The sequence below is a fragment of the Streptomyces chlorus genome (genome assembly GCF_042655885.1).
GTDB classification, from domain to species: domain Bacteria; phylum Actinomycetota; class Actinomycetes; order Streptomycetales; family Streptomycetaceae; genus Streptomyces; species Streptomyces chlorus.
Map to the genome: position 1 here is coordinate 22,935 of NZ_JBHSOA010000024.1, position 9,949 is coordinate 32,883.

Annotated in this window: 12 protein-coding genes; 7 read left to right on the forward strand and 5 right to left on the reverse strand. The window is 70.6% G+C overall.

Going from position 1 to position 9,949, the window contains the following annotated elements:
* Positions 1–15: 15 nt before the first annotated feature.
* Positions 16–474 (reverse strand): DUF6314 family protein, encoded by a 459-nt coding sequence (locus ACFPZI_RS11550; protein ID WP_381361822.1) that lies wholly within the window; start codon positions 472–474, stop codon positions 16–18.
* On the opposite strand from ACFPZI_RS11550, the gene ACFPZI_RS11555 reads away from it, so the two are divergent.
* The gene (locus ACFPZI_RS11555) at positions 386–577 is read left to right on the forward strand and encodes a hypothetical protein (protein WP_381361824.1); all 192 of its coding nucleotides are present in this window, start codon (positions 386–388) and stop codon (positions 575–577) included. The genes ACFPZI_RS11550 and ACFPZI_RS11555 overlap by 89 nt on opposite strands.
* Before the next feature lie 85 nt (positions 578–662).
* Here the strand turns inward: ACFPZI_RS11555 and ACFPZI_RS11560 are convergent, their stop codons facing one another.
* Positions 663–1,214: a DoxX family protein gene (locus ACFPZI_RS11560; RefSeq protein ID WP_381361791.1), complete on the reverse strand. Its 552-nt coding sequence runs from the start codon at positions 1,212–1,214 to the stop codon at positions 663–665.
* A 251-nt stretch (positions 1,215–1,465) separates the two neighbouring features.
* Between ACFPZI_RS11560 and ACFPZI_RS11565 the strand changes: the two genes are divergently transcribed.
* On the forward strand, positions 1,466–2,110 hold the full coding sequence (locus ACFPZI_RS11565; RefSeq protein WP_381361794.1) for an alpha/beta hydrolase: 645 nt from the start codon (positions 1,466–1,468) through the stop codon (positions 2,108–2,110).
* A 51-nt stretch (positions 2,111–2,161) separates the two neighbouring features.
* Here the strand turns inward: ACFPZI_RS11565 and ACFPZI_RS11570 are convergent, their stop codons facing one another.
* Both ACFPZI_RS11570 and ACFPZI_RS11575 read right to left on the reverse strand, forming a co-directional pair.
* Entirely contained in the window at positions 2,162–2,548 is a 387-nt protein-coding gene (locus ACFPZI_RS11570; RefSeq protein WP_381361797.1) for a VOC family protein, read from the reverse strand.
* Positions 2,545–2,838 carry an ArsR/SmtB family transcription factor gene (locus ACFPZI_RS11575; protein WP_381361800.1) on the reverse strand — a complete coding sequence of 98 codons (294 nt, stop codon included), beginning with the start codon at positions 2,836–2,838 and terminating at the stop codon, positions 2,545–2,547. Before ACFPZI_RS11575 ends, ACFPZI_RS11570 begins: the two co-directional genes overlap by 4 nt.
* Before the next feature lie 180 nt (positions 2,839–3,018).
* Here ACFPZI_RS11575 and ACFPZI_RS11580 point away from each other — a divergent pair, with 180 nt between their 5' ends.
* On the forward strand, positions 3,019–4,530 hold the full coding sequence (locus ACFPZI_RS11580; RefSeq protein WP_381361803.1) for a Scr1 family TA system antitoxin-like transcriptional regulator: 1,512 nt from the start codon (positions 3,019–3,021) through the stop codon (positions 4,528–4,530).
* Positions 4,531–4,627: 97 nt separating this feature from the next.
* Entirely contained in the window at positions 4,628–5,755 is a 1,128-nt protein-coding gene (locus tag ACFPZI_RS11585) for a barstar family protein (protein ID WP_381361806.1), read from the forward strand.
* Positions 5,756–6,171: 416 nt separating this feature from the next.
* Here the strand turns inward: ACFPZI_RS11585 and ACFPZI_RS11590 are convergent, their stop codons facing one another.
* Entirely contained in the window at positions 6,172–6,993 is an 822-nt protein-coding gene (locus tag ACFPZI_RS11590; RefSeq protein ID WP_381361808.1) for a HEAT repeat domain-containing protein, read from the reverse strand.
* 130 nt (positions 6,994–7,123) lie between these two features.
* Here ACFPZI_RS11590 and ACFPZI_RS11595 point away from each other — a divergent pair, with 130 nt between their 5' ends.
* The 3 genes from ACFPZI_RS11595 to ACFPZI_RS11605 all read left to right on the forward strand — a co-directional run.
* Positions 7,124–8,014: a GNAT family N-acetyltransferase gene (locus tag ACFPZI_RS11595; protein WP_381361811.1), complete on the forward strand. Its 891-nt coding sequence runs from the start codon at positions 7,124–7,126 to the stop codon at positions 8,012–8,014.
* Between the two features lie 525 nt (positions 8,015–8,539).
* Complete coding sequence (locus ACFPZI_RS11600; protein WP_381361814.1) at positions 8,540–9,484, forward strand: RNA-binding protein; 945 nt, start codon at positions 8,540–8,542, stop codon at positions 9,482–9,484.
* A 146-nt stretch (positions 9,485–9,630) separates the two neighbouring features.
* Positions 9,631–9,949 (forward strand): DUF2199 domain-containing protein (locus ACFPZI_RS11605; RefSeq protein WP_381361816.1); only part of this gene is annotated, 319 nt, incomplete at its 3' end.

Consider the following 9,949-nt stretch of genomic DNA (forward strand, 5'->3'; position numbering starts at 1 on the left):
CTCGGGAGGCGGCCGTCAGCCCGCGCGGACATAACCGGTGTCGAGCTCCAGGTCCTTGGCCGGGCCGCGCACCCGCCAGACAGTCCGCCAGCGGTCCTCGTCGCGGACGGTGAACTCGCCCCGGTAGAGGTCCGCGGAACAGGGGTGGTCGGCGGCAAGTCGACGCTGCTCTCCCAGGCCGGATCGATCGAGACGGGCCGCGCCTACGACATCGACGTCAAGGTGCGCGGCCGCCAGGTGACCCTCTCTCGACGGACAGGAGTGGGGCGGCTTCATCGACGACAAGCCGGCCGAGCCGTTCCGCCAGGTCGTCACCGAGGACGACCGCACCGGTGACCTGATCGTCAAGGTCGTCAACGCCCAGCCGGCCGAGGCCCGCACGGCGATCGACCTCGGCGGCGCGAGGACCGCCTCCACCGCCCGGGTGACCACCCTGGCCGCCGACGCGGACGCGGTGAACACCGAGACGGACACACCGGTGACCCCGGTGACGTCCACGCTCCGGGGCGTGTCCGGCGGATTCACGTACACGTTCCCGGAGAACTCCGTGACGTTCCTGCGGATCAAGCAGCGGTAGCGAACCGGCAGCGCCCGGGTGTGGGGCGCCGTCCCGGGGACGGCGGCCCACACCCGGCACCGGCCGGGAAACCGCCTGCCGTGACTCAGTGACGCAGCAGCAGGGTGACGCCGGCCACCACGGCGCCGAGCACGACCGCGGCGACGCCGTACTCGAGGCGGTGCGAGCGCAGCCGGGGCAGCAGCCGGTCCACGGCGATCCGGCCCGGGCCGGTCAGGGCGAGCGCCACCGCGGCCAGGGTGAGGACGAGCTCGTACTCCACACCCTCCGGGGCGAAGAAGCCGCCGCCCCACTTCACGGCGATCGCGTTGACCATCGTGCCGGCGACGGCCGCGGCGGCGAGCGGGGTGAGCAGACCGAGCGCGAGGCCGAGTCCGCCGAGGGTCTCGGCGAGCCCGGCCACGACGGCGAACGCCTCGGGCGAGGGGTAGCCGAGGGACTCGAAGAACATGCCGGTGCCCTCGACACCGCCCCCGCCGAACCAGCCGAACAGCTTCTGCGCGCCGTGCGCGGCCATCGTCAGACCGAGCGCGAGACGCAACACCAGCAGCCCGACGTCGTAGGCGCGGGCGGGGACGGCGGGGGCGTCCTGACCGGAGGCGGCCGCTGGGCGGGACAGGGTGGTGGCACTGGCCATGGGGGGACTCCTCGAAAGGGGACGGCGAAGACGGTGGGAGGCGCCGCGCGTCACTGAGCGGCGACCCGTCCCGGCAAACTTGAACCTTCAAGCTAAACCACGAACGCTCTTGCTTCAACTTTCAAGCAGTAGGGGTACGCTCGACCGTGCCCGGCCGCGAGCCGAAACGCACGTCCGCGTCCGCTCGCACCCTGGTCCGTCCTTTTGTCCGTCCCTTGTCCGTCCCGCACCGCCCGAGGAGTGCCGTAGCCATGCCGTACACCGCCGCCCCCACGGTCGCCTGGTCCGTCGAACCCGACCGCAGGCCCGGTACGCCGCTGGTCGTCGCCCTGCACGGGCGGGGAGCGGATGAGGTGTCGTTCGCGCAGCTCGCGCCGCATCTGCCGCAGGACGCCACGGTGGCCTTCGCGCGCGCCCCGCTGGCCGAGGGCGGCGGATACGCGTGGTTCGCCAACCGGGGCGTCGGGCGCCCGCTGCCCGACTCCCTCGCGGCCACGGCCGACTGGCTCTTCGACTGGCTCGACACCGAGGCCGCCGGTCACACGTCGGTCTCGCTCCTGGGCTTCTCCGGCGGCATGGCCATGGCGGGCGGCCTGCTGCTCGCCCGCCCGGAGCGGTTCGCCGCCGCCGTCCTCCTGTCCGGCACCCTGCCGTGGGACGCGGGTCTGCCCGAGGAACGGGGCCGCCTGGCCGGAGTGCCGGTCTTCTGGGGCCGGGACGTCGCCGACCAGGTGATCCCCGCCGACCTCGTCACCAGGACGGGCACCTGGCTCCGCGAGGACTCCGACGCCCGTCTCGAGGAACGCCGCTACCCGGGCCAGGGCCACGGCATCAGCCTTCCGGAACTGACGGACGCCTCCGCCTTCCTGCGGCGCGTGTGGGAGGGCGCGGCCTGAGGCGATGCGGCTCGGGGAGGGAGAACGCGCCGTCGGCCTTCCCCCAAGCTCCTACTTGCTCTGCACGATCTGGACCAGGTTGCCGCAGGTGTCGTCCAGGACCGCAGTGGTGACCTGGCCCATTTCCAGCGGCTCCTGGGTGAACTGGACCCCCAGCCCGCGCAGCCGGTCGAACTCCGCGTTTACGTCGTCCACGGCGAAGGAGAGGGCCGGGATGCCGTCCTCGGCCAGCCCCGTCTTGTACGCCGCCACGACGGGATGACGGGAAGGCTCGAGCAGCAGCTCGGTTCCGTCGGGATTCTCCGCCGAGACGACGGTCAGCCACCGGTCCTCGCCCAGCGGGAGGTCGTGCTTCTTCACGAAGCCCAGCACCTCGGTGTAGAAGCGCAGGGCCTTCTCCTGGTCGTCGACGAAGGCGCTGGTCAGATGGATCCTCATGGCGTGCTCTCCGGTCTGTCGGGCCTGAGCCACCGGGCCGTGATGTGCTCGAGGGGCCCGGTGTTCAGGTCGTGGAACTTGTAGCGGCCCTGGCGCCGCACGTGGACCAGTCCCGCGGATTCCAGTACGGCCAGGTGCTGGCTGACGGCCTGGCGGGACAGCCCCAGGCCGTGCTTGGTCACCAGTCGCGTGCATATCTCGAACAGCGTCTGGCCGTCCCGTTCCGCCAGCTCGTCGAGGATGCGCCGCCGGGTCGGGTCGGCCAACGCCTTGAAGACGTCCTCCGCCATGCCGGCCACAATAGGCAAGTAACGACTTGCCTATCAAGTCGGATGCGACGAGTGCTCGCGCGACGAGGCGAACGGCGCGCACACGTCTGCTCGCTGTACGTCGCCCGTCGGTGCATGTGGGCGGGGCGGAGCGTGTCGCTTCGACGCGGAGCCGCGTTGACGGGAGAGGCGGTGATGCACATGAGCGAACTGAAGGGACGGGCTGCAGAAGAGTTCGGTACGGAAGAAGGCGAACGGGACGAGGGGGCGGACTCCGGCATCCTGCGTGTCCTGGGGCGGCAGCTGAAGCGGTTCCGGGTCCGGGCGGGCCTGGAGCGGCATGAGTTCGGTTCGACGACGGGCTACTCGGCCTCGACGATCGCCGCGTACGAACAGGGCCGCCGGATCCCGCCGCCGAAGTCCATCGACCAGGCGGACGAACTCCTGGACGCGGGCGGTGTCCTCCAGGAGATGAAGGAGGAGGTCGCGCGGGCGCAGTATCCGGCGTTCTTCCGGGACGCGGCGCGACTGGAGGCGGAAGCGGTCGAACTGCACGGGTACGCGAATCAGGCGGTGCCAGGGCTGCTGCAGACGGAGGAGTACGCGCGGGCGGTGTTCGGCATGATGCGTCCGCCGCTCGACGAGGACGCCATTGCCCAACGGGTCGCGGCACGCCTGGCGCGTCAAGAGGTCTACGGCAGGAGCCCTCAGCCGCTGATGAGCTTCGTCATCGACGAGTCCGTGCTGCGAAGGCCGATCGGCGGCCGGGACGTGTTGCGTGGCCAGTTGGAACAGATTCTGCTGGCCGGGCGGAAGCCGACGGTTGAGATCCAGGTCATGCCGCTGGACAGCGAGGAGAATGCTGGAATGGCCGGTCCCTTCACCTTGATCGAGACGGCCGAAGGGCGCAGGATCGCTTACGTCGAGGTTCAGAACGTCAGCCATGTGCACCCTGAGCGACGGCCCGTGAAGGGCCTTGAGGAGGTGTACCAACGCCTGGCCGCAGACCCTGTTCCCGGTGTCCGGGCCGACCTCGCCGGGAACCCCGCGATCGACGCCGCCCTGATGCACACCCTGGCCGACGACCGCGGCCACGACGTGCGGCGTAGGCTCGCGGGCAACCCGAAGGTGCCGCTCGACGTACTCGTCCACCTGGCCGACGACGCCAGGATCGGCGCCACTCTGCTGCCACGGATCGCTGCCGCGTCGCCCGGTGAGGTTCGGCAGCTGGCCCAGTCACCGGACCCGGCCGTGCGCATGCTCGTGGGGCAACGACGCGACCTGCCACCGGAGATCCGCGACGCGCTGGCCGACGACCCCGACGCGAAAGCAGCCAAATCTGTCGCTCCGCACCCGGGCCTCACCGAAGCTCGGTTGCGGGCCATGGTGGACCGCCACGGAGTCCGGTTCCTGGCCAAGGTGGCGACGAACCCGGACGCGAGTCCGGCACTGCTGGAGTACCTGACCCGGCACGAACCGCCGGCGCAGAAGGCATTCCGCGAGATTGCCCGGCACCGGAACGCGACGGTCCGAGTGCTGCTCGTCTGTCTGGCGGACAGGCAGGCGAGACCCATAGCGGCCGGCCATCCGGCCCTCCCACCACCGGTCGTCGTGGACCTGCTCACCGACGCCGACCGGCAGGTGGTGGAAGCGGCGGCGGCCAACCCGGCGCTGCCGCTCGCCGTGCTGTCGGACCTCGTCCTCCGCCTGTAACCGTCCGGCCTGCAGGCCCATCGCTCGTCCCCGCCGGCTCGGGTCACCACGCCCGCTGGAGTGCACGGCCTTGAGTCACCTCGGTCCATCGTAGGAAATGGACTTCGCCGACAAGTCCCGGTGCGGGCATGATTCCTCGGTGCACGGAGAAAGGGACCATCGAGGGCGCGAGAGGTACGCGCTCACGGATACCCACCATGGCGACGTCTGGGGTGTGTGCGAGGCGCTGGACGGGCTGTTCGGCGAGCCTCGGCGCGGGACGTACGAACTGTTCGGCTGGGTTCCGCAGGACGACGACGTGCGGAGGTGGGTGGGCAGCAGGGCGTGGCTGGTACCGGACGACGGCGCGCTCGAACCCTGGCTGCTGGAGGACGCGGAGAGCCTCGGGCCGCTTCCCGGGTCGGACAGCCTCGTGCTCACCGGTCAGGACGACCACGAAGGCCCGCCCGAGGGGCACCGGGGTCCCGTTCGCGTCCATGACGGGAGCCGGTGGCTGGGCTCTTGCCGGGAATTCGCCCGCACCCTGCCGTCGGAGAGGGCGGCGCCCCCGCTCGTCCTGCGAGGGCTTGCCCAGAGTGATCGACTGCGAACGGCACTGAGGACGGGCACCCGGCGGGCGCTGGACCTGGAACAGGCCGCGCTGGAGATACGGGACGCCCGAGGCGAGCCGCTCACCGATCGTTTGCTGTGGGCCACCGTCCGCGACTGGGGTCCGTCCGCCTGCGGGGCGGACCTGATCGACCTGGAGCTGGACGGAGAGTTCTTCACGCCCGTTCCCGCGTACGCCCAACCCGTCTGGGACCAATGGCTCGCCGGACCGCCGGACACCCCTGGCGCTTGGGGTGGACTCGATACGCGGCATCGCGAAGTCTGGCTCGACCTGGTCCGGGACCGGGCCTGCCGTCGTCCCCATCGGGACCGGCCGGCTGCCCATGCCTACGAACTCGACGGCCGGCGGATCACCGACGAACCGGGCCTCTACTTGGCGCTCGGCGAGGCGGTGAACGGGCCGGGCGGCTACTTCGGAGGCTGCCTCGACGCCCTCACGGACTGCCTGCGCGGCTCTTTCGGCTACTCGGCTCCCGCAACCCTGCTCTGGCGAAACGCCGCGACCGCACGCGAGCGCCTGTCCCGGAACCTGGCACCGTGCGGCCGCCCCTTCGACCTGTTCGCCGAGGTCCTGGACGTCCTGGCCGAGGGCGGCATGCACATCACCCTGGCGTGACGCATGGCCGGCCTCCGCAGATCGCCGGCGGCAGCAGATCGGCGTGGTCCGGCAGGCGAACGAGTACCTCGTGGAGGGCGGGGAGGACGGGGATGTGGAAGGCGCTGTGGGCGCTGCCGGAAAAGGCGAAGGTCGATGCGAAATCGGACCGGGCGCCGGCCATGATGTCGGCCAGGCCAGGCCCGGTGGGCAGCGTCGATCGTTCATCCGGACCAGCGCCCGCAGCGCCGCTTCGGCGACCGCCTCCGCCCCGCGTGTCGTCCGGGCCCCGGTGTCGCCGATGAGCCCGGCGACCGCGTCGGCATGGACAGCGGCCCGGACCAGGAGGTCCGCCGGCCCCCTTCGGCGGACGGTGAGGGGCCCCGGGACCCCTCCGCCCCGCGCGGGCCGCGTACGCGCACCCCAGGGGAGATCCGTCACCGTGCGTCGCGTAGCTGAAGAAGGTACGCCGCGGTCAGCGCCACGGCACGGTCCCCGTCGTGCGACAGCTCCACGAGGGCACGTGACACCCTCGCCCCCGGGATGCCCGCCAGCGCCTGGGTCAGCCGCCCGCGTGCAGGCGCTCGAGTGGTGTCGTGGGCGAGGCGGTCGATGAGCCCGGTCGTGATCCGGTCCGCCTGCGCGTTGTCGGTCGCCAGCACGCTCAGCGCGTCGGCCGCGTCGGTGTCGTTCCTTCCCTCCACGATCATGTCGATGAGCGTCGGGACCGCATCGGCCACCCCGCGGGTCCCGAGCGCCAAGGCCGCGTGCCCGCGGACCACGGCGTCGGGGTGCACGAGAGCGTCCCGCAGCTGCGCGACGGCCTCGTCACCGGGCATCTCGGCGAGGGACCGAACGGCACGTTCCCGCACCGCGGCCACCGGTGAGCCGAGGCCCTCCGCCAGTAGTGCCGGGCCGCCCTCACCCGATCGCGCCAGCGCCCATCGAAGGGCTCCGGCGACGTTCGGCTCCGTCTCGCTCAGTGCCGCCTCGACCAGGGCCTCCACCGGCACCGGAACCTCGTCGACCGAGGAAAGGGCCGCGCGCTGGCGTGCGTCGGGGCTCTTCGAGCCCAGTGCCTGGAGGAGCGCAACGACCTGGAGGACGTCCTCCCAGCCGGCGGGATCCGCGGCATCGATCCGGCGCAGCCGCGTGAGCATCTCGGTCTCCGCCGCGATGCGTTCGCGCGTTTGACGGATGAGGTCGCCGACGAGCGCCGAGGGCGTGAAGCCCCGTGTGATCCGGCTACCCGACCACACGGCTGAGACGTTGCGCTTGAGTTGGCGGGTTGTGCGTGATGACTGGCGGGCAAGGTAATGCCAATGTTGATCCGGGTGCGGCCCAGAAATCCGGGTGCGGCATGGCCTGACTGTTCCTTACGCTGAAGTGATGGACTCTGTGCAGGTCAGGCCGATGCAAGAGAACGATCTCCCGTCGGCCGAACGGGCTTCGGCGGTGACGTTCTTCGAGGCGGAGCGGGCCACCAGGCGGGTCAGCGACCCGGAAGTCGAGCCACGTCCGGCGGTCACCTCGAAACAGTGGATTGACCGGATGCGCTTCTTCCTGAACGCCGACCCAGGAGGATGCTGGGTCGCGGTGGAGGCGGATGCAGGTACCGAAAGTGCGGTCGGGTTCGCCATCTCGCAGAACCGCGGCCGTCTCTGGTTCCTTGCTACCTACGGCGTGCTGCCTGGCCATCAGGGTCGGGGCATCGGCAAGCGCCTGATGGACGCCGCGCTCGCCCACGCCGACGGGCGCCCCGGCATCTTCTCCTCCAGCGTCCACCCCGGCGCCACTCGCCGATACCGGCTGGCGGGATTCTCGCTCCACCCGCAGATGCGGATGGTCGGTACCGTCGACCGGTCCACCCTCCCCGCAGTCGCCGGCCTGCGGGAGGGCCGGTCCGACGACTTCGAGTGGATGGACCGGCTGGACCGGGATCTGCGTGTCGCGGGCCACGGCCCCGACCACGGCTACATGCTCAACACCCTCCGGCTGGCCGTGTCCGCAGACCGGGCCAGGCCGGGATACGTCTACATCGACGACCGAGGACAGGCGTCGCTGCTGGCTGCCGCGCATCCGGAGACCGCGCAGAGACTGTTGTGGGAGGCCCTGGCCTCGTCACAGGGAAGGACTCTGGTCAACTGCATCACCACCCCCAACGAGTGGGCGGTCGATGTGGGTCTGGCCGCCCGTCTCGACATCGGCCAGGAGGGCTACATCGCCGTCCGCGGCATGCCAGTCCCGGCGCCCTACCTCGCCGGTGGGCATTTCCTCTGACCTGGTAGAGGCCGTTAGCGGCAGTTCCGCCCGCACGTCTGCGGAGGACCGGCTGTCCGTGACGCCCTGGCTGCCCGCCAGGGCCTCCACCAGGGCGAGGCCGTAACGCCCTCCGCGTGTCTGTGTTTGAAGCGCAACGTCTCAGCGTACGAGACGTTGCGTTTCAGTCAGCGGGAGCTGCGTGGTGGTTGGCGGGCAGGATAGTGCCCTCGATGGGTGGTTGGTTCGGCTTTATGGGAACTGTTCGCGGGGTGCTGGTGGTGGCGGTGTTCTGGTGGCATGGACGCCGTATTCCGTATGGGAGGCCCCTCATGGCCGCGGTGCAGCGCCTGGACGGGCTGACTTGTGTGGTCTCCCTCGGTCCCCTTCGCCCGCCTTCGTGAGCGTGCTGAGTCGGTGGCCTGTCGAGCCGACTGGGATCGGCCGCGGGCCTCGAACCCTGCGATGTGGGACCGGCCACCTCCCGACCACGGAATCGGGACCGGAAACTACGCTGGCACCCCTTCCGCCCGTCCAAGGAGCAGCGTGCCGCCGTCCTTCGTCCACCGGATCACCAAATGCGACCCCGCCGACCGCGACGAGCACGGCCACTACACCGGCGCCGAGGACACAGTCAGCGACCACGGACCTGTAGAAGCGGCGTACCTGGCGGCGATCGCCGCCTTCGCGGAGGCCTCGGGCATCGACCGGCTGGAGATCCGCGAACCTGCGGTCACCGGATTCGTCCACTTCGGCGTGGAGCCGCCGGTTGAGGGGCACGGCCTCGGCGGGCTCTTCCCGCCTGACCTCACTGGCTACTACGACGGGGCCGGGGTCTCCCTTCCGGTCGCGCTGGAACTGGTCCGGGCCATGCTCCGCGACCGGGGCGCCTGGTGTCGGCTGGAGGTGGGGAATGTGTTCACCGTGCACGTCGGGTGGGACCAGTATGTGTACGTGGGCAGCGACCGGCTCTGTGCGGAGGCCGTGGCCCGTACGCGGGAACTCGGCCTCTTCCCGGAACCGCTGACGGCCTCGCCCTACGCGGCTGAGTTCGACGAAGCGGAAGTGACGGAGCCGGCCGACGAGGACTTCTGGACGCGCGTGCGCACCGCGCTTGCCTCACGGCAGACGTTGCTCCTCGAGGAGACCTACGTCCGCAACGCCGCACGCTGGCACCGCCTCACTCTGGAGAACCTCGACACAGTGCGCGCCGGTCTCGGTCCGCGCGCCCTGCTGACCGTCTGGCCCGACCTGACTCCGGACGTCGGCGCGGTCCTCGCCGCGCTGCCCGAGGAGGGATCCGTGGAGTTCGTCTGGGAGGCGCAAGACGGGATGATCAGCCACACGATCGTCGACGACACCGATTACCAGGAGCTCGCCGCCCAAGTGGCCGATGCGCGAGCGGCCTGCGTCCTGCCCCTCGACGAAAGCCACCCGCTGCTCTGCGCCGTCCTGCCGGACAGCGACGGCGTGCTGCGCGCCCGATGGTGACCCGGTTCGCGCACGCCGTGCGGGACAGCCGGGTGCTGTGCATTGAAATTGTCCTGACAGGCCAGGTGCCGCGCTCAGTCACAGGGGGAGGTGAGGAGCTTCCTCGCCCGAGGTGGTTCCGGTACCTGGCACCAGACTCCAGCGCCATGACCAGTGATCTCGGATTCACCTGCACGTGCTGCGGGGCCCAGCACCTTGAACTGCCGGTGAACTACACGGCCGAGGCCCCGGCCGTGTGGGATCCGGCCTTCGTCGGCGCCGACGACTGCCTGCTCTCGTCGGACCAGTGCGTGGTCCGCGGGCAGCACTACTTCGTCAAGGGCCTGATCGAGATGCCGGTCATCGACAGTGACGAGGTGTTTTCCTGGGGTGTCTGGGTCTCGCTCAGCCGTGAGAACTTCTCGAGCAATCGTCAATACCTGTGGATCAGCGGTTTCTCAGTTTCGAGAAGATCTGAGCCGGGTG

What these genes read in the sequence shown, in the direction of transcription:
- ACFPZI_RS11560 (WP_381361791.1), bottom strand. Translation starts at nt 1,214, where the DNA reads ATGGCCAGTGCCACCACCCTGTCCCGCCCAGCGGCCGCCTCCGGTCAG.
- ACFPZI_RS11565 (WP_381361794.1), top strand. Translation starts at nt 1,466, where the DNA reads ATGCCGTACACCGCCGCCCCCACGGTCGCCTGGTCCGTCGAACCCGAC.
- ACFPZI_RS11570 (WP_381361797.1), bottom strand. Translation starts at nt 2,548, where the DNA reads ATGAGGATCCATCTGACCAGCGCCTTCGTCGACGACCAGGAGAAGGCC.
- ACFPZI_RS11575 (WP_381361800.1), bottom strand. Translation starts at nt 2,838, where the DNA reads ATGGCGGAGGACGTCTTCAAGGCGTTGGCCGACCCGACCCGGCGGCGC.
- ACFPZI_RS11580 (WP_381361803.1), top strand. Translation starts at nt 3,019, where the DNA reads ATGAGCGAACTGAAGGGACGGGCTGCAGAAGAGTTCGGTACGGAAGAA.
- ACFPZI_RS11585 (WP_381361806.1), top strand. Translation starts at nt 4,628, where the DNA reads ATGGACTTCGCCGACAAGTCCCGGTGCGGGCATGATTCCTCGGTGCAC.
- ACFPZI_RS11595 (WP_381361811.1), top strand. Translation starts at nt 7,124, where the DNA reads ATGGACTCTGTGCAGGTCAGGCCGATGCAAGAGAACGATCTCCCGTCG.